The organism is Aeoliella mucimassa (assembly GCF_007748035.1).
Classification (GTDB): domain Bacteria; phylum Planctomycetota; class Planctomycetia; order Pirellulales; family Lacipirellulaceae; genus Aeoliella; species Aeoliella mucimassa.
Genome location: NZ_CP036278.1, coordinates 1,188,727 through 1,206,279 on the forward strand (window position 1 = coordinate 1,188,727; position 17,553 = coordinate 1,206,279).

A 17,553-nucleotide genomic window follows, 5' to 3' on the forward strand; every position below is an offset into this window, starting at 1 on the left:
GCTTTGCCCACGGTCGCCTAAGATTGTCACTCTCCGCAAGGCGGTGAGTGATATGTTGCCAGCATGCGAAGCTTGACTTCACCTTCGGCTAGTTCGGGCTCTTTGCCAGACGGCCCACGGTAACGACGAACAAAATCGAGAATGCCATGCATCATGTCGCAGACCGTGTCGGCCCGCAGTTCGCGGGCGATCTCCACCGGCATCGACGCCAAGTCGATAGTGCGATGCAACTTCTTCTCGATGGCCACACTCAATGCAAATCGTCGATCCGCAGCACACGTGACCAGCCAGAGCGAAAAGTGGCGAAACAGATGGTCCACGCTTCCACGCATGTCCCAGAAGTAATTCGAGTGGGCAATCCGGAACTAGCGGTACTCGTGAAGTTGCTCGTCAATCGAAGAGCCCTGCTCGAGGGATTCGGCCATTAGCCGTTCGCGGGAGAGTAGTTCCAGATCGATTCCCTGCGGCTCCGTCACGCGAAGGTGCTTTTCCAGTTGAATTCGGAGTGAATCGTCCAGCGGGTAGGCGAGAATCTGCCGTTCTAGTTCGTGTGCGGAGTACATGGCACTTTAGCCCAGCAGTTCCTGACGAAGCACCTCCATGCTCGACTTCATCCGTTGCATGACAAACGCTCTAGCTTTGGCCGCCTTGGCTTTGGCAGCTTCGGGGTGTTTGGCCATGTCGAGCACCCTCGGCACGATGTTCTGTTGGTCCTCCGGCGAGTCGTGGTCGAAGAGCCAGTCGCTTAAGCCGATGTCGTTCCACATGAAGCCTTTGCTGGTTTGCTCGGGGAAGCGACAGACAATGGCCGGCACTCCATGACCGATGCACAGGATCGGCGAGTGCATTTCGTTGCCGAATAGGCCCGCGCTCTGAACGTACACGCTCACGGCCTCGGCGGTGAGCCAGTAATCGGGTCGCCAGACAACACGACTCCGAACATCGGCAGGAAGCTTGTCGTACAGCATCTCTTTGCCCACCGCCATTTGGGTGCTGTCTTCGGGGCAGATGAGTACCTTGAGATCGGTTTGCCTTACGACTTCGACGATCGATTCCCGTAGTGGGGCGTGATCGTGCTCTTTCATCTCCTCGTTGCGGGCGTGCTTCTGGAGGTTGTACTTGGCGTTCTCTTTCACCAGCCAGTAGGGGGTATAGCGTAGTCGTGGAATGCAGCAGAGAAACTTGTTGGGCTCCAATCCGTAGTTTGCCAGAAACGTATCGGCTCGCTCCGGATCACGCAGGTCGCAGGCGAAAGCTCCATCGGGGCCAAACTCCATGACTGGCGACTCGGCCCCGAGCGACTTGGCTAAGGCCAGCGAGGTGCTATCGCGGAAGTAGACAAACTTTGCTTGACTCAGCACATCGACGGAACGGGCGAGGGCCGAATCGGATCTCGCCGAGGTCGAAGTCGACTCCTTTGCCGAAAAAGTGATTCCGTAAATACCATAAGGCTTGCCGGTCGACTCACGCCAACGCAGCAGATCTCGCTCGGCGACGATCGTAGGACCCGAACCATGTAGAAGGAAGTCGCACTCGTCAAAGACATGCTTTAATTCCTCGCTATCTCGCGAAGCAATTTTCAACTTCGGGAAGTGGCTCAACAGCATTTCGCGTACGCCGTTATCGACGCTCGACGGCCAGAGAGTAATTTCTGCTTCCGGCAAGTACTGTTGCAGCATCGACAGCACGCCTGGCGTGTGTGCGATGTCGCCAATGTTTTCGGTCTGCCACGAAGATCGCAACAGAATGCGTGGGGCACGGGTGGGCGAAGCAGCCATTGTTGGCTTTAGACCAAGCCCCAACGCAGCCAAGCCAGTGCAGCGAAGAAAATGTCGACGGTTCATGAGTCTTATTCAAACGAGCTGTAGCAGCCCGTCTGAAGTCGGTGGAAGGAGGAATCTGTCAGTTGGCATCTGATTCAGTGTAACTGGTGGAGCAATGGGGATGAAGCTTGGTAGAGGGACCCGCCGACGCAAACGCCTACGAACCGGCCGGTGGTTCCCAGAGTTCCAGCTTATTCCCCTCGGGATCGATCACCCAGCCGAACTTTCCGAATTCCGATTCCTCGATTTTGTCTTCCACCTGGCAGCCTTCGTCGCGAAGCGCAGCTAGCAGGCTATGTAGGTCCGCGACCCGGTAGTTCACCATGAAGTTTGCGTCGCTGGGAGCAAAGTACTTCGTCTCTGCGGGAAAGGCATTCCAAACGGTCGACCCCGTGCCGGTGGGGTTATCGGGTGTCACCCACGAGAACGACATACCGCCCCACGACTCGATGTCCATGCCAAGGTGCACGCGATACCACTCTGCTAGTGCTTTCGGGTCTTTTGCCTTGAAGAACACACCACCGATTCCTGTCAACCGCTTCATTCATTTGTCTCCCAAATATCGAAAGTGTGCTGCACGGTCTCTGCTCTTTCATGCGTCTGTAGTAATTGTCGCGAACTCCAGTTTAGCGAAGCGCTCGGCAGGTGTCGTAACTGTTTTCATGAGAACGGATGACATGCCACAAGCGGCAATGCAGGGGGAGGGGCTGCCACTCGCGCGTTCACATACCCTTAACAAACCAGTGATACCATGCTTTCGGCGTGGGCGAGTTGGCGGGTGTGCGAACATCGCTCGGTAGCCAATCGAATGAATTACTCTGTCCTCGAACTCTGGATCCTACTCATGCGAAGCGAACCACGCTGCTACCAGTTGCCGACATTCTGCGTAGTCTTGGTGATGCTGCTTGCAAGCAGCGGGCAAGTTGCTCGTGCGGCAGAACCCGAAGGTGCTGCCAAGCATGTGATCGTGATTGGAGTCGACGGTTTAGCTCCGTTTGGCATCAGCTCGGCGAACACTCCGGCGCTCGACCGTTTGTGCGAACAGGGGGCGTCGACCATGCACGCTCGCGCGGTGATGCCTACGAGTAGTAGCTCGAACTGGGCATCGATGATCATGGGGGCTGGCCCTGAACAGCACGGAATTACTTCGAACGAGTGGGAGCGGAATCGTTTCGAGATCGCCCCGGTCGTGAAAGGCTCCGAAGGTATCTATCCAACCATGTTCAGTGCGGTGCGAAAGGGGTTGCCTACGAGTGCGATTGGAGTGTTCCACGATTGGGGTGGTTTCGGCCGTTTAGTGGAGAGCGAGTCGTGCGACTTGGTAGTCGACGCTGACGGCCCAGTCGATGCGATCGACCGCAGCACGGAGTTCTGGAACTCGCGAAATCCCTCGCTGTTGTTCATCCACTTAGACCATGTGGACCACGCTGGCCATGCCGAAGGGTGGGGATCGCCCGACTACGTCCAGGCGGTGCAGTTGGCAGACCGTTTGATCAACCAGGTGGTCACCGTTGTCGAGAAAACTGGTCACAAGAGCGATACCGTAGTGATCGTGACCTCCGACCACGGCGGCGTCGACAAGGGCCATGGCGGCTCGACGATGGCCGAGATTGAGATTCCGTGGATCGCCTGGGGAGCCGGCATCCGCACCGGAGTCGAGCTGAAGAAGCCCGTGAATACCTACGACACCGCAGCAACAGTACTGCGGTTGCTCGACGTTCCGGCACCAGCGTGTTGGGTAGGCCGCCCGGTTACTGAAGCCCTTTCTCAGTCGAAGCAAAGCGAAGACGACGCAGCTCCGTCTGAGCCAGTCGCGGTGGAATAGTAAGCAAATCTCCAGTGGACTACGTAAAGTGTCATACGCTAGGCATTGTCCACTACTCATTTCGTTGATCGCTAGAAGACACCGCTCTTATCCTCGGTACATTCAGAGCAAACCTGATGTTGGCAACGCATAATGCTGCGGTGACAGGCATCTGCTGATCATGCGTGCGAATTCGCGTTTCTCATCCGATTGGTTGTGCAGATCTGTGCGGATCCGGGGGGATGCGTGTCAAACCCTCTCCTCGTACGCTTCGCCCTATTGGAATCCGCACGATCAAGCGCGATGGGACTGGCGACGAGTCGCCAGCGAACATACAACAAAGGTATGCCAGTAAACATGAAAAATGTTTCTGGAGCTTGTTATCATTGCGGGAGAAGTTGCCTTATTCACAGCTCGATGTAGCGTGGAACGTAGGGAGAACATGCCCATGATCCGCGTTGCGAGATTTACGAGAGTGCCAAGGTGAAGCTAGTGGATGCCTTGGAGCCTCCAACTCCAAAAGGAGAAGATCATGTGCTCGCGAGTTAAATGGACTGCAGAGGGACAGCCTGTACTTGTCGGTCGCAATATGGACTGGACCGCGAGAATGGGGAGTAAGCTCTACGCGATGCCCAAAGGTGTCGCACGCGAAGGGCTAGTCGACGTGAATCCATTGCAGTGGACATCAAAGTATGGCAGCGTAGTTACAATTGTTTGGGATTGCGCGACCTCCGACGGCATTAACGAAGCGGGGCTGTGCGCAAATTTGCTCTACTTGGCCGAGTCCAACTTTGGCCAGCGAGTGACAGATCTTCCTGGGGTATCGATTTCGCTTTGGGTGCAATACTTGCTCGACACCTGCGCAACGGTCGCCGAGGCGGTGGCAGCCTCCCAGGCGTGCCAGGTCCAATCCTTTGAATTGGTTCACCAAGGGACGAAAGTCGACGCTCCGCTGCACTTGTCTTTGGCGGATGCATCAGGCGATTCGGCGGTCGTCGAGATTCTTAGCGGCAACATGGTTGTTCACCATGGACCACAATACTCAGTGATGACAAACTCCCCGATTTACGACGAGCAACTTGTGTTGCTGAAGCAATACGAGGGACTGGGGGGCAAGAAACCGATTCCAGGCACGATGGAAGCGGAAGATCGCTTCGCCCGCGGAGCATTTTATCTGACGAAGCTTCCGGAGGATCCGGGCTCGTACCAGGCTGCGGTCGCTGGCGTGCTGAGCGTGATCCGAAACATGGCTACCCCGCTCGGTGCGAACGATCCCGAGCGGCCGAACATCGCGGCGACCATTTGGCGGACCTTCGGCGACTGCACCAACAAACGGTACTACTTTGAGTTTTGTGATATGCCGAATGTAGTGTGGGTCGACTTAGACCAACTGAATCTCGATGCCGATGCGGACACACAACTGTTCGACTTGGCGGCCGATTTGGACGCTGCAGGCGAGGTCTCCGCCAAGTTCGAACCGGCCGATCCCATTGTGTTCCAGCCGGCCGGTACGGCCGTTAGGTGCGATGGGCATGGTGAAGTGATTGGGGGTGAAAGTCCCCTGCGGGGCCTATCGGAGGCAACCGCGAGGTGAAGGCAACTGCACGAGATGGAGCTTGGACAATGGACAATCGGAATCTTCCCCGTGAGGGCGTGTGGGATGGAAGCCGGAGCCGAACCGCAGCACTGAACGCAAGTGAACCCTTAAGCAGGCTTACTGGACCTGGGCAAGCGTGCCTGCCAACGCGACGCCCAATATCCGATTGTGGCCAGGAAGTAATGAGGGCAGCGGCGGCGGGACATTGCTTTATCTTACCCCATGAGATCTCTCCCGGTCCGCCTAGCGGTAGATTGGAAGGAGGCAACGACAACCGATCGATGCCGGGAGAGAAGTCGGATCGTCCCATAGTAGTGAGGAAGTCGGGTAATGCCGGCGGAGCGAAGGGGACGACAAGTTGTTAAGTGCCGAATCCCGCCAACTGACGTTTGTGTTTGCCGACAGCCCGAAAGGGGGCAAGGGCGACAAGTCCGCGGACGTATCCGCGGGCAAAGCGTTCCTGCTGCACCAAGCAAGCGTCAAGGAGGCGATCGATCCGGCCACCCAGGCAGGCGACGCAAGTCGTCTGCTGGAACGAGCGGCCTCGGTGTTCAATCTGGCCCGGGCCTTGCTCAATGTTGCGCGTAACAAGGGCGCTGCAGGCGTGGACGGGCATAGCGTTGAGCAGGTGGTGGACGATGCGCCACAGATTCTGCCCAAGCTAAGCCGTGAGTTGTTGGCGGGTACCTATCGCCCTGGCGACATCCGCCGGGTTTGGATTCCCAAGCCAGGTGGTGGCGAGCGAGGGCTAGGTATCCCGAACGTGGTGGATCGAATCGTGCAGCAGGCACTGCTCCAGGTCTTGGAGCCGTTGTTTGAGCCGACCTTCCACCCGAGCAGCCACGGTTTCCGACCGCGTCGCGGGGCACCGACGGCCATCGCCGAGGCCAAGCAGCATCTTGCCAGGGGACACGTCTGGACGGTCGATATCGACCTGTCCAAGTTCTTCGACCGGGTCCATCATCAGCGACTGCTGAATCGGATGGCCCAGAGAGTTGCAGACGGACGTCTCCTCAAACTAGTGCATCGCCTGCTGAAAGCGAAGGTCGTGCTTCCCGATGGCACGCGAACCGCCACCGACAAAGGGACGCCGCAAGGCGGTCCTCTCTCGCCGCTCTTGTCCAATATCGTCTTGGACGAACTGGACTGGGAGTTAGAACGTCGGGGACTACGGTTCGTGCGTTATGCCGATGACTTCAGCGTGTTCGTCCAAAGCGAGCGGGCTGGACATCGGGTGATGGACTCCGTCCGCAAGTTCATTGAGCACCGGCTCCGGCTGGTCGTGAATGAGGACAAGAGTTCGGTATCGGGACCGATGGACCTGACCTTCCTTGGCTTCCATCTGAGCGCAAGCGCAGAGGGGGGTGTTGCGGTGGCCATCTCTGGACGCACCAAGGAGCGAATTGACTCGAAGATTCGTGAGCTAACGCCGCGGACCTGGGGGCAGTCGCTCGATGCGTGCTTTGACAGACTCAATGGCTACCTGCGGGGGTGGATCGGGTATTTTCGGCTGTGCACCAGAGATCGGCTGACGCCGCTTCATAAGATCGATGCCCACCTGCGGCGTCGACTTCGGGCGATCATTATTCGTCAGAAGAAGCGGCCACGTCATCTCTATCGCCACCTGATTGCGTGTGACGTCTCTCCACGGGCGGCGGCTCAAACCGCCTATCAGCGTACTGGCATCTGGCGACGCAGCGTCAGCGCTGGCATCCACAAGGCGTATCCCAACGCCTGGTTTGCCACGCGACTGATGGTGCTCACCGACCGATGGCACGCACTGAATCCCGTGGAACGGGTCTCGGTCAAGCAACAACGATTGTTTGACTCATGAGGCAGGCAACTTGAAGAGCCGGATGTGAGGTCCATCAGTCCGGTTCTGTGAGAGGCCCGGGGGAGCAATCCCCTGGGCCTACTCGACTTGGAAACCCGCAGCGGTGTGAACAAACTTCACTGGTACGAAAGCATCTGGCTCGCTGGCTTGGTAGGATATCGACCATGAACCTCAACCGACCAAGCTGAACCGACGATGATGGCGCCCAACGAACCGCTTAGCACGAGCATCCTGGTGATGATGTACTTCGGCGACGTCGTCTTCGCCGTGAGTGGTGCGTTGACGGCGGCTCGCTTCCGAATGGATTTCTTAGGTTTCCTGATGGTTGGTACCGTGACCGGCATTGGTGGCGGGACCACCCGCGATCTGCTGCTGGGCCGCACGGTCTGGTGGACTCAAGACCCCACAGAACTACTGCTGTGTGCCGGAGCATCGTTGGCGACCTACTTTTTCATCAGCCACGACCTCTCGCATCGTAAGGGGATGATCTGGGCCGACGCGTTGGGGCTCTCGGTCTTCGGTGTCGTGGGCTGCCATGTGGCATTGCAATTCGGCTCGCCTTTCGTGATCGCGGTATTCATGGGCATGGTCACCGCAACCGGTGGTGGAGTCATCCGCGACGTACTTACGAATACTCAACCCATCATTCTCTGTGGCCAACTCTATGCAACGGCTGCGCTGCTCGGCTCTTTGAGCTACGCCACCCTACGGTACCTGGCCACTCCGGAGATTCCAGCTGAGGCAATCGCCTGTTTGGCAGCCTTCGCTCTGCGAGCGTTAGCGATTCTGTACGACATCCGTACTGGCCCACCCGGCGAGTTCATCCGCATTGGTCAACGAGATCCTTGAGGATCCTAGTTCTCTGAGACTACGACTCTCACCACTTACCTTCAGTGAGAAGCTTCGCGCGAGGACCAATGTGAAGTAAGGAAACTTGTAACCAATCAAATGGTTCTTCGCGTCATCATGGCAGTCTTCGGCAAACTGCTGTTTTCGTCGAGACCGGTCGATGAGAGGAGTTAGCGCATTATCCCAGTTCAGGACTGGGGATTAGATCCACGGAGGATGAGATGATCAGCAAAACCCTAGCGATTGTATCGGTGCTTGTGTTACTGCACGCCCAAGCTCGAGCCGAGACGTTTGGTGATCTCTCGCAGCCGATCGTGACGACGAGCTGGGACAATGCCCCAATCCTACCACCGCACTGTGGTGCAGAGGTCGATTGCGGGGCTAGCGTTTCGCGGTGTCGTTGTAATCAGTTCGAACTAAGTGGTGGATACCTCTACATGGCGCGGGAGCACAACCGCAATTCAACGCTAGTGACCTCGGTGAATACCGGGGACGCAGTGCTGGGAATGAGCGACCTGGAGGGCAACTTTGATTCGGGGTTCGAAGTGTGTGGTCGTTGGTCGAACCTGGAAATTCGATACATGCAGATCTCCAACAACGCCAGCGCCCGAACCTCCGCTAGTGGTGTTTCGCAGATAACCTACCTGGGGGATGACTACTTTAGCGATGTTGTGAACTCTTATGAGACCGAACTGCAAAGTGCTGAGATCAATCTACTCAGCAGCAAGCCATCGGACCGCATTCGATTTAGCGGTGGCTTCCGCTATCTACAGCTCGACGAAGGGATTGCTGGAAGTTTCCCCGGCTTCAGTGGAGTTCTTTTTACGAACACGAGCAACGACTTGTACGGCCTGCAGCTGGGAGCGGATGCCGATCTGTGGACCAGCAAAGACGGTTGCTGCACACTTGCCTGCAATTCAAAAGCAGGCGTGTATTACTCTGATATGAACCTGGATACGTTTCCGAATGCCGCTGGTGCTGCAACACTGGGATCCGCAACCGACTCGTCGGAGGGGGGAGCGTTTGTCGGCGAGCTAGGTTTGCTCATGCGGGTACAAGCCACTCGTCGGCTGAGTTTCGATGCTGGGTACAATTTGCTTTACATCACCAGCGTAGCACTTGCCGGAGACCAACTTCAAAACACCGATATGCAACCCAGCCTAACCGCGACGACTTCCCTCGACAGCGGCGACGTGTTGTACCACGGCCTGATGACCCGGGCGACGCTTCGCTTCTAGAGGCGGCAATTCAAAGCCAAACCTACTCTATCAATCCTTCCGGCGTCCGAAGCAGCTAATTCACACAGACTTCGTCCAGCGAGTCTGCACCGACTGCGAGCATCAGCAAGCGATCAAACCCTAAGGCGACGCCTGAGCAGGGGGGGAGACCGGGGGTGGTCATGTCGCTCAGGAGTCTTTCGGGAAGCGGTAAACGCGGGCGGCCATCGCTTTCGCGCACAGCGTTGGCCTCGGTGAGTCGACGTCGCAGTTCGACAGGGGCGGTCAGTTCGTGATAGCCGTTGGCCAGTTCGATGCCACGATAGTAGAGTTCGAATCGCTCGGCGACTTCCTGCCCCTGGTCATCGAGCGTGGTCGACGCCAAGGCCGACTGGCTGGCCGGATAGTGGTAGAGCAATTCTGGAGTCTTCTCTCCCATACGAGGTTCGACGAACTTGGCTAGCACGTAATTCAGCAGTTCGTCGCGATCGTTGCAGTCGAAGTTGGGGGCGAAGAGCTTCAGTTCATCGATGCTAACCGTGTGAGGATCGACTTTCACTCCCGAGCACCTAAAGGCGTCGCGATAGCTTATGCTCTTGGCTGGCGATGTTTGCAGGGTGTGTTGTATCAGCTCGTCGAGTAAGAACATGCCTGCTTGCATAGTATGCCCTGGGCGATACCACTCGATCATCGTGAACTCAGGGCGATGCAATCGGCCTCGTTCGCCGCGGCGAAAGCAGGTGGCGATCTCGAAAATCGGTCCGCTCCCTGCGCACAGAAGTCGCTTCATATGCATTTCAGGCGACGCTTGCAGGTATCCCAGGTCGTCGACCTGATAGGGGTCGATATGCGCTTCGGGAATGATCTCGCGATCGACTCTCGGAGTCGTGACCTCGGAAAAGCCACGGTTCGTGAAGAATAGTCGTATGGTCGCGAGCAGTTCGCTGCGTGCTTTTACGATATTGCGTTTCAAGAGCGGTGTCCCCGAAACAAGGCCGACGCCTCGACATCTTGCCCCGCAATGAGCGGCGGTACCGGGCAGTCGAGCAAGTCGGCAATGCCGCGAATCAACTCGGCTTCTTCGAGCTTCACCTCTCCGTCGGCACAAACCACTTCGGCACAAGCATCGAGCAATTGCCCACGAAGTTTGGCCGTGCATCGCGAGAGTTTATCGAGTGTCTCTGGCAATTGAGCTAGGCTGCACTCTTCCCGCGGAAGGCAACGCAGTTCGAGCTTTGGGAGTAATGGAGCTGCGGCAGCAAACGCCCGCTCGGCGTTCGCTGGGTTGTGCCCCACGTGGGCCATGGTAGAGAGTAGCATTGAGCACTCTGGGCCAAGCCGCTGCAGCCCGTAATACAAAGTGACCACGTTACGTTGCTTGGTGTATTGCGGCTCGAGATGACGTGCGACAATTCGCCCCAGCGTCCACTCGAACAATCCCAGATTGCCATCGGCCACGATCAATGCGTGCAGGCATGCGGAGAAGTCCTGGAACTGGCCCGCTGACATCATCCGTAGCGCGGGCATCGACAAGTCGACCAGAGGCAACCTCGCTCGTGGATCGATCCTGGCAATCAGGTTTTGCAGTTTGCTCGCTTCGCGGAGCACGCCATGATCGGCCTTCTCCCGCAGGGCAGCGACTTGCTTTTGGCGTACCTCCTTGCGACTGTCGAGCAGCAAGCAGTAGATGACTGCTCGGGCACCGTATGTTTCGCGGGCGGCTGCGCGTACTTCTTCGGGAAGCGACTCGATAAGCTTGGCCGCGTACTCGCGATGCACTTCCTGAGGATCGCCCACTTGGTTGACCGCCTCGGTGAGTAACGCCAGGTCGAGCCCGCGAAGTGTCGAGCCGGCGTCGCTGGTCGCTGTCGACGCAGCGCCCATGAATCCGGCCGCACCGGAAGTGTCGACTGAGTGGACGGTCTGCGACTGAGGCTTGGGGAACTTCCCATTCCAGTTGGGCTCGATGGCCAGAATCCGCTTGTTGAGCGGTGGGTGTGTGGCCATCAACCCGGTAAGGCCTTCCCAAACGCCTTGGGCGAAGAACATATGGCTGGCTTCGACCGCGGCGGGCGTTTTGAGTTTCGAGCCGGAAAGCGTGGCTCCGATTTGCTTGAGCGCGCCAGCAATGCCGCTTGGATTGCGAGTGAATTGTACCGCCGAGGCGTCGGCTAAGTATTCGCGTTGCCGCGAGACGGCCGCTTTGATGAGCCCGCCGAGAAAGGTGCCGACGTAGCCCAGCACAAACAGTGTGACTCCGATGCCCAGCAGAACCAGGGCGGTTTGTCCACGATCGCGGTTCCGCCCGCCGCTCGAATAAGCCATGGAGCGGAGCACCAGTTGACCCAACAAGCCGAGTAACAAGATGCCATGCAGGATGCCGATCAGGCGGATGCTCATCCGCATATCGCCGTTGAGGATGTGGCTGAACTCGTGAGCAATCACGCCCTGTAGTTGCTCGCGGTTGAGCTGATCGACCGCTCCACGGGTGACCCCCAGCACGGCATCACCCGTCGCATAGCCAGCGGCAAAAGCGTTGATGCCGGCTTCGTCGAGCAGATAGACCGGCGGCACCGGCACGCCCGAGGCGATCGCCATTTCTTCCACCACATTTAGTAAACGTCGTTCCCCAAGATCCGTGGAATCGGGACGCAGCAGCTTGCCACCGAGGTGTTCGGCGACCGTGGCCCCACCGCCGGCGCGAAGTTCGGTGACTTTGTAAAGTGTTCCACCGAGCACGAGTGCGAGCGCCCCGACCGACGTGTACGTGGGAAGCATGTACGAAGTGGTCGGCGACTGGTTATAGATGGCCGAGCGATACTCGCTTTGGTAGCTAACCGCCAGCAGCGTGACGATGAACGTGCAGGCAACAATCGCGAAGGTTGCCAGCAGAAACATGCTGACTAGCCATGCGGTGTTCTGGCGAGCCTTGCTTTGCCGCTCGAAAAAATCTGTAGCCATGGGGCACCAACACTAGAGGCGAATTGCGCCTTGGCACTAGTTGAACGAGACCTTGGGGGCTTCGGCAATCGCGGCCGAGTCGAACTGCAGCAGCATTGCGTTCTCGGTATGCCCCAGCAAGTTGGCGAACACGATCGGGGGAAACGACTCGCGGTAGGTGTTGTACGCGGTGACCGAATCGTTGTAGTGCTGGCGGGCGAAGCTCACTTTGTTTTCGGTGGAGGTGAGTTCCTCGGTGAGCTGCATCATGTTCTGGTTCGCCTTGAGATCGGGGTAGGCCTCGGCCACGGCAAACAATCGTCCGAGCACACCGGTCAAGCCTTTTTCGGCAGTGGCCAGGCCCTGCATTGCCTCGGCGGCTCCGGGATGCGCCGCAGCAGCCTTCAGGCTGCCCACCGCTTGGTTACGGGCGGCGATGACCGCTTCGAGGGTCTCCCGCTCGTGCGACATGTACCCTTTTACGGTCTCGACCAGATTCGGAATCAGGTCGTACCGGCGTTGCAGCTGGACTTCGATCTGCGAGAACGCATTCTCGTAGCGATTTTCTAATGATACCAGTTTGTTGTAGACGCCGACGCCGATCATGAAGATCACGGCCGCGATGACAACAACTGCGACGATACCGACAACGGCAATCAGCCAAAGTTCCATGGAACGCACCTTCGGAAGTGGAGAGGCTAAAGCAGGTTACAAGTCGTATTCGCTGGCCAACGACGAATCTTGGCCGGCGGTTTTCGCTGTTCTTCGCTACCCACTCAGCAGGTGCACCCAGGGGGCCGCTGGTGAGTTGCCGTCCACCTGAAAGTACGCTACTCGGGGGCGTTCGTACGTTCGATGTACTCGGCAGTGCGGGTATCAACACGCAGCCAGTCGCCGGTGTTGATGAACGCAGGGGCCAGGATCTCGGCACCGGTCTCCAGTTTCACAGGCTTCTGCACGTTGGTCGCCGTGTTGCCCTTGGCGGCCGGTTCGGCGTATTCCACCTGCAGCACCACGTGGTTGGGGGGAGTCACGGCAATCGGCTGATCGTTGAAGGTCATCAACTGGCAGTCGAGGCCTTCCTTGAGGAACTTCGCGTAGTCGCCTACTTGTTCTTCGGTAAGCTCGTATTGCTCATAGTCCATGTTGTTCATGAACACAAAGCCATCCGCCTGGCGGTACAGATACTGAGCGGTAAACTCGGTGACGTCGGCCGCTTCGAGGGTCTGGCCGGCACGGTAAGTGCGGTCGACCACGGTGTTACGAAGCAAGTTCTTGAGCTTGCACTCGTACAAGGCAGTTCCCTTGCCGGGCTTGCGGAAATTCATCTCGACCATCAGGTAGGGGATACCGTCGATCTGAATCTTGAGGCCTTTGCGAAAGTCGCTGGTGTTGTAGGTGCTAGGCACGGTCTTGTTCCGTTTTCAAGTAAGCCAAGTTTTGTGTAGTCTATCTATTTAGCCGACTAGCTACACCCAGGCGGCCTCAACACAGATTTCTCACCCCCGCATCCGAGCCCCACATTCTAACCACCGATCGCCAACTTGTCGTCCCCACTCCGCCCGATCCACAGCCAGAAGCGTGGCGAGAATCGCTGCGCAACGCGGTTCGCACCCCCCGCGAATTATGCGAAATGTTGAGTTTGCCGCTGGAAATTGCTGCGGATGCCGGCGATTTTGCCATGCTGGTGCCCCGCAGCTACGTCCGCCGCATGCAACCCGGCAATCCGGCGGATCCGCTGCTCCGCCAGGTGCTACCGGTGGCCGCCGAGCACCAGCCGGCCGATGGATTCGTGGCCGACCCCGTCGGCGACCTGGCCGCCACCCGCGGGCCGGGGCTGCTGCACAAATACCATGGGCGGGTGCTGCTCGTGCTGACCGGTGCCTGTGCGGTGAATTGTCGCTATTGCTTCCGTCGCCATTATCCGTACGCGACCGCCACGGCCACGCTGCGGCAGTTGCAGCCAGTGCTCGACCAAGTTGCCGCCGACGAGTCGGTCGACGAAGTACTGCTATCCGGCGGTGACCCCCTGATGTTGGGGGACGATCTGCTGGCCGACCTAGTGGGCCGGCTCGAGGACATCCCTCACCTCCGGCGGTTACGCATCCACACCCGCTTGCCGATCGTGCTGCCCGAGCGAGTGACCAGCGAGCTTGCCGAGCTACTCGGGCGTAGTCGGCTGCAGCCGGTGGTCGTGGTGCATGCGAACCACGCGAACGAACTCGACCATCAGGTCGCCGAGGCACTTCGACAGTTGAGTACAGCAGGGGCCATGCTGCTGAATCAGGCGGTGCTGCTCCGCGGAGTGAACGACAACCTGCCGGCCCTGCGGGCACTCAGCGAGCGACTGCTCGATCTGAAGGTGATGCCGTATTACCTGCATCAACTCGATCGCGTGGCCGGCGCGGCCCACTTCGAGGTGCCAGTGGAACGCGGGCTCGAACTCATTCGCCAACTCCGGGCCGAGCTACCTGGTTACGCGGTGCCGAGGTACGTGCAGGAGATCGCCGGCGAACCGAACAAGCGAGTGCTGGCATGAGTGAGCAGATTTCCATTTACGATACGCCCAGCATCGACGCTTTGCGGAGCCGGCTGGCGATCGATCCGCACCGTGTGCATCGAGTGCGTACGCTCTTTATGAAGAAGTTTGCTGGGCAACAGCGAGCGATCGAAGAACTGCCAGTCGAAGCCCGCGATACGTTCACTGAACAGGTGGGCTTTCACCCGCTTCAACTCGACGTGCGGCTCGACTCCGAAACCGACGGAGCCACCAAGTTGGTGTTTGCCACCGCCATGGGTAAGCGGATTGAGTCGGTGCTGCTGCGAGCTGGCACGGGACGAACAGCGTTATGTATCTCGAGCCAGGTCGGTTGCGCGGCGAACTGCGACTTCTGCGCTACGGGTAAAATGGGCTTCTTCGCCAACCTGTCGGTGGCCGAGATGCTCGACCAGGTGGTGCAGGCCAACGAGCAGATTGCCGACGAAGGTCGCACGGTTCGCAACATCGTGCTGATGGGTATGGGCGAGCCGTTCCACAACGAGTCGAACGTGTACGAGATGCTCGATCTCTTGATCGACGGCAAGTACTTCAATCACCCTGCGAATCGTGTGCTGATCTCCACGGTCGGCATCACCGACGCGATGCTTCGTTGCGGCCGTCGCTATCCGAAGGTCAATCTGGCCCTCAGTCTGCACTCGGTGCGGCAAACGGTTCGCGAACAATTGATTCCCCTCGCCCGCAAGTTTCCGCTTGACGAACTCCGTCGTACGCTGGTGGAGTTGAATGCGCTACAGCCATCGACGGTGATGATCGAGTATCTAATGCTGGCCGGAGTGAATGATTCGCCGGAGGATGCCGCGGAACTCATTGACTGGCTTGCCGACCTTCGGGTGCATGTGAACCTGATTCCCTACAACCCGATCGAAGCTGCCCCGCAACTGCTCGGCTCAAGCCGCGCAGTACGCGACTCGTTTGCTGGCCAACTAAAATCTGCTGGGCTCACGACAACCATCCGCTACTCGATGGGGGCCGACATCGAAGCCGCCTGCGGCCAGCTGGTGCAGAAGATGGAACGCAAGCGACGGGCCATCACATCCCAAGAGTAATGTTCTTCAACCGACCGCTCCACACGGTGAGCATTACCAACCCTGCCAGCATCACTGCATTCGTCGCTGGTTCAGGCACCGCCACAGCGTAGGAGAGGATTCCATTGGGGCCCGAGCGAAACGCGATCTCTCCCCGAGCGTTGATCCAGGGGGATCCTGGTGGACCCTGCGTGAGCACCTGGCCTGAGTCCAATGCCAAGCTGTCGCCCCAGCGAGCGATTAGTTGTAGTCCGCCTTGGTCGTCTTGCGCCCAGATGCCAATGTTGTTGGAACTAGTGACCCCTTCACCGGTAAGGAAGCCACGAAAAGCTACCTGACCCAGCGAATTTATGACAGGAGGATCGAAGCCAAGGGCAAACAATACTCCTTCCGGCGTGCCAGGAGCTTGCTGGCCAGTACGAGCGACGGTGGAGAGCGTTCCGTCGCTTACAGTCCAGATGCCAGATCCATCGAGGGGGTCGCTACCGTTGCCGATAAGTGGGGCAGTAAATGCGATGTCGCCTGCCGAGTTCATTGTAGGGCTGTGAAACTGATGGTTGCCTTTGGAGAATGGCCCGAATTGAACTTCGGCGGGGGCACCAGGAACTTGGTCTCCTTCGCGGACGATAAGCGAAAGCGAATCGCCGTTGGTCACCCAGATGCCAGTATCGTTTAGGTCGTCGATATTAGGACCGGTCATGGCCCCTGCGAACGTTACAGTGCCTGCCGAATTGAAGGTCGGCTCGCCGAGTCGATTGAACTCAACTCCAGTTCCCGTTCCAATCGCGGGATCTCCTTCGCGAACCAAAAGCGACAGTGACCCATCGCGTTCGGTCCAAATTCCACTGTCGTTGGAGGTGTCGATCTCGTCGCCAGCCAAGTGACCGAGGAAAGCTGTCTGGCCCAGTTTGTTGAATACAAACGCTTCGAAGTCGTCCGACGAACCAAAGTCGCGGAAGTAGACTCCTTCTGCAGTTCCCGGGGCGTGATCGCCGGTTCGCGCTACCAACGAAAGCACTCCGGCTGCTTCGGACCAGATTCCATAGGAATGAAAGCTACCACCTGCAGCGGTATCACGAAGGTTAGCGAGGAAGGCCGTTTGCCCCAAGTCGTTGAACTCAAGTTGGGTGAAGCCATCGAAGAGAAGTCCGTCGGCAACGCCGGGAGCCTGGTCACCCTGGCGAGCCACCGGTGTGAGCGTGCCGGATGGGTTCGACCACACGACTCGAGAGTTAGTTTCGTCGAACCCGCTACCAGCAATCCCTCCCGAGAAAGCTAGCTGGCCGGTTGCATTCAGCGAGAGTGTAATGCCGGAGTCGAAATCGGCATATTCTACGCCTGGAGCGAATCCGGCCGCCTGCTCCCCGCCCCTGGCGATCAGTTGCAAATGGCCGGGCGTGCCTTGCCAGATGCCTCGACGGTTGGTGAAGTTGATCTCACCGCCTAAGGTGGCCAAACCGTTGAAGGCAACCTGCCCGTTGGCGTTGAGGTGAATCGCATTCAGTACCTCGCTAAAGGTCACTCCCGGTTCGAAGCCGGGAGCCTGCTCGCCCTGAAGCACGATTGCATCTGCTTGCTGCGGAGAGTTCGCATTGGCTGCATGGCTAACAAAGAGGGCTAGCAAAAAGGCGACCGAGAGCCGCCAGTAGGTGGTCCACATCATGAGGCTTGCCTTCGCGCGTTACGAACACGGGAGAGTCGATGAGGCGCCATCGGCGACTCCCTCGGATACTTCGCCACGTCAACGTATTACCGTTGTGCTGTGGTTAAGTCTACCGAAAGGAGTCGCCAATTGCGAACTTATCCCCGCGTTTGCCGCGAATTACAGCGGACAAGTCTCATCGTGCTATTCGCCTAAGGGGCGAAGCAGCCGGCCAGCAGAGAAAGCTAGCCGTAACTAGGAA

The 17,553-nt window shown here is 58.2% G+C and carries 16 protein-coding genes; 7 read left to right on the forward strand and 9 right to left on the reverse strand.

Annotation, left to right across the window (positions count from 1 at the left end; translation table 11 throughout):
* Positions 1 to 26: 26 nt before the first annotated feature.
* The 4 genes from Pan181_RS04900 to Pan181_RS04915 all read right to left on the reverse strand — a co-directional run bounded on the left by Pan181_RS04900 (position 27) and on the right by Pan181_RS04915 (position 2,367).
* Positions 27 to 332 carry a hypothetical protein gene (locus tag Pan181_RS04900; RefSeq protein WP_145245764.1) on the reverse strand — a complete coding sequence of 102 codons (306 nt, stop codon included), beginning with the start codon at positions 330 to 332 and terminating at the stop codon, positions 27 to 29.
* A 33-nt stretch (positions 333 to 365) separates the two neighbouring features.
* Positions 366 to 563 carry a hypothetical protein gene (locus Pan181_RS04905; RefSeq protein ID WP_145245765.1) on the reverse strand — a complete coding sequence of 66 codons (198 nt, stop codon included), beginning with the start codon at positions 561 to 563 and terminating at the stop codon, positions 366 to 368.
* 6 nt (positions 564 to 569) lie between these two features.
* The gene (locus tag Pan181_RS04910) at positions 570 to 1,844 is read right to left on the reverse strand and encodes a polysaccharide pyruvyl transferase family protein (RefSeq protein WP_145245766.1); all 1,275 of its coding nucleotides are present in this window, start codon (positions 1,842 to 1,844) and stop codon (positions 570 to 572) included.
* A 136-nt stretch (positions 1,845 to 1,980) separates the two neighbouring features.
* Positions 1,981 to 2,367, reverse strand: coding sequence for a VOC family protein (locus Pan181_RS04915; protein WP_145245767.1), 387 nt, complete (start codon positions 2,365 to 2,367; stop codon positions 1,981 to 1,983).
* A gap of 264 nt (positions 2,368 to 2,631) precedes the next feature.
* On the opposite strand from Pan181_RS04915, the gene Pan181_RS04920 reads away from it, so the two are divergent.
* The 5 genes from Pan181_RS04920 to Pan181_RS04940 all read left to right on the forward strand — a co-directional run bounded on the left by Pan181_RS04920 (position 2,632) and on the right by Pan181_RS04940 (position 9,145).
* The gene (locus Pan181_RS04920; RefSeq protein ID WP_197528919.1) at positions 2,632 to 3,648 is read left to right on the forward strand and encodes an alkaline phosphatase; all 1,017 of its coding nucleotides are present in this window, start codon (positions 2,632 to 2,634) and stop codon (positions 3,646 to 3,648) included.
* A gap of 511 nt (positions 3,649 to 4,159) precedes the next feature.
* Positions 4,160 to 5,221, forward strand: coding sequence for a linear amide C-N hydrolase (locus tag Pan181_RS04925; RefSeq protein WP_145245769.1), 1,062 nt, complete (start codon positions 4,160 to 4,162; stop codon positions 5,219 to 5,221).
* Between the two features lie 361 nt (positions 5,222 to 5,582).
* Positions 5,583 to 7,058 carry a group II intron reverse transcriptase/maturase gene (ltrA, locus tag Pan181_RS04930; RefSeq protein WP_197528920.1) on the forward strand — a complete coding sequence of 492 codons (1,476 nt, stop codon included), beginning with the start codon at positions 5,583 to 5,585 and terminating at the stop codon, positions 7,056 to 7,058.
* A gap of 195 nt (positions 7,059 to 7,253) precedes the next feature.
* Positions 7,254 to 7,907 carry a trimeric intracellular cation channel family protein gene (locus Pan181_RS04935; RefSeq protein WP_145245770.1) on the forward strand — a complete coding sequence of 218 codons (654 nt, stop codon included), beginning with the start codon at positions 7,254 to 7,256 and terminating at the stop codon, positions 7,905 to 7,907.
* A 221-nt stretch (positions 7,908 to 8,128) separates the two neighbouring features.
* The gene (locus Pan181_RS04940; RefSeq protein ID WP_145245771.1) at positions 8,129 to 9,145 is read left to right on the forward strand and encodes a BBP7 family outer membrane beta-barrel protein; all 1,017 of its coding nucleotides are present in this window, start codon (positions 8,129 to 8,131) and stop codon (positions 9,143 to 9,145) included.
* Positions 9,146 to 9,200: 55 nt separating this feature from the next.
* Here Pan181_RS04940 and epmA read toward each other — a convergent pair whose 3' ends face one another.
* The 4 genes from epmA to efp form a co-directional block, all read right to left on the reverse strand.
* Positions 9,201 to 10,097, reverse strand: a complete 897-nt coding sequence (gene epmA / locus Pan181_RS04945; RefSeq protein WP_197528921.1) for an EF-P lysine aminoacylase EpmA — start codon at positions 10,095 to 10,097, stop codon at positions 9,201 to 9,203.
* Positions 10,094 to 12,085, reverse strand: coding sequence for a M48 family metallopeptidase (locus tag Pan181_RS04950; protein WP_145245775.1), 1,992 nt, complete (start codon positions 12,083 to 12,085; stop codon positions 10,094 to 10,096). Before Pan181_RS04950 ends, epmA begins: the two co-directional genes overlap by 4 nt.
* Before the next feature lie 36 nt (positions 12,086 to 12,121).
* Complete coding sequence (locus Pan181_RS04955) at positions 12,122 to 12,736, reverse strand: LemA family protein (protein ID WP_145245776.1); 615 nt, start codon at positions 12,734 to 12,736, stop codon at positions 12,122 to 12,124.
* Positions 12,737 to 12,894: 158 nt separating this feature from the next.
* Positions 12,895 to 13,473, reverse strand: a complete 579-nt coding sequence (efp, locus tag Pan181_RS04960) for an elongation factor P (RefSeq protein WP_145245778.1) — start codon at positions 13,471 to 13,473, stop codon at positions 12,895 to 12,897.
* 113 nt (positions 13,474 to 13,586) lie between these two features.
* On the opposite strand from efp, the gene epmB reads away from it, so the two are divergent.
* Positions 13,587 to 14,603 carry an EF-P beta-lysylation protein EpmB gene (gene epmB, locus Pan181_RS04965; RefSeq protein WP_145245780.1) on the forward strand — a complete coding sequence of 339 codons (1,017 nt, stop codon included), beginning with the start codon at positions 13,587 to 13,589 and terminating at the stop codon, positions 14,601 to 14,603.
* Positions 14,600 to 15,670, forward strand: coding sequence for a 23S rRNA (adenine(2503)-C(2))-methyltransferase RlmN (gene rlmN / locus Pan181_RS04970; protein WP_145245782.1), 1,071 nt, complete (start codon positions 14,600 to 14,602; stop codon positions 15,668 to 15,670). Before epmB ends, rlmN begins: the two co-directional genes overlap by 4 nt.
* Here rlmN and Pan181_RS04975 read toward each other — a convergent pair.
* Positions 15,654 to 17,312: a DUF7453 family protein gene (locus Pan181_RS04975; protein ID WP_145245783.1), complete on the reverse strand. Its 1,659-nt coding sequence runs from the start codon at positions 17,310 to 17,312 to the stop codon at positions 15,654 to 15,656. The two genes, rlmN and Pan181_RS04975, sit on opposite strands and share 17 nt — an antisense overlap.
* Positions 17,313 to 17,553: the final 241 nt, after the last annotated feature.

Coding starts and splice junctions, on each gene's coding strand:
- Pan181_RS04915 (WP_145245767.1), bottom strand. CDS start 2,367: ATGAAGCGGTTGACAGGAATCGGTGGTGTGTTCTTCAAGGCAAAAGAC.
- Pan181_RS04910 (WP_145245766.1), bottom strand. CDS start 1,844: ATGAACCGTCGACATTTTCTTCGCTGCACTGGCTTGGCTGCGTTGGGG.
- Pan181_RS04900 (WP_145245764.1), bottom strand. CDS start 332: ATGCGTGGAAGCGTGGACCATCTGTTTCGCCACTTTTCGCTCTGGCTG.
- Pan181_RS04950 (WP_145245775.1), bottom strand. CDS start 12,085: ATGGCTACAGATTTTTTCGAGCGGCAAAGCAAGGCTCGCCAGAACACC.
- Pan181_RS04925 (WP_145245769.1), top strand. CDS start 4,160: ATGTGCTCGCGAGTTAAATGGACTGCAGAGGGACAGCCTGTACTTGTC.
- rlmN (WP_145245782.1), top strand. CDS start 14,600: ATGAGTGAGCAGATTTCCATTTACGATACGCCCAGCATCGACGCTTTG.
- Pan181_RS04955 (WP_145245776.1), bottom strand. CDS start 12,736: ATGGAACTTTGGCTGATTGCCGTTGTCGGTATCGTCGCAGTTGTTGTC.
- Pan181_RS04920 (WP_197528919.1), top strand. CDS start 2,632: ATGAATTACTCTGTCCTCGAACTCTGGATCCTACTCATGCGAAGCGAA.
- Pan181_RS04940 (WP_145245771.1), top strand. CDS start 8,129: ATGATCAGCAAAACCCTAGCGATTGTATCGGTGCTTGTGTTACTGCAC.
- Pan181_RS04905 (WP_145245765.1), bottom strand. CDS start 563: ATGTACTCCGCACACGAACTAGAACGGCAGATTCTCGCCTACCCGCTG.
- Pan181_RS04935 (WP_145245770.1), top strand. CDS start 7,254: ATGATGGCGCCCAACGAACCGCTTAGCACGAGCATCCTGGTGATGATG.
- Pan181_RS04975 (WP_145245783.1), bottom strand. CDS start 17,312: ATGATGTGGACCACCTACTGGCGGCTCTCGGTCGCCTTTTTGCTAGCC.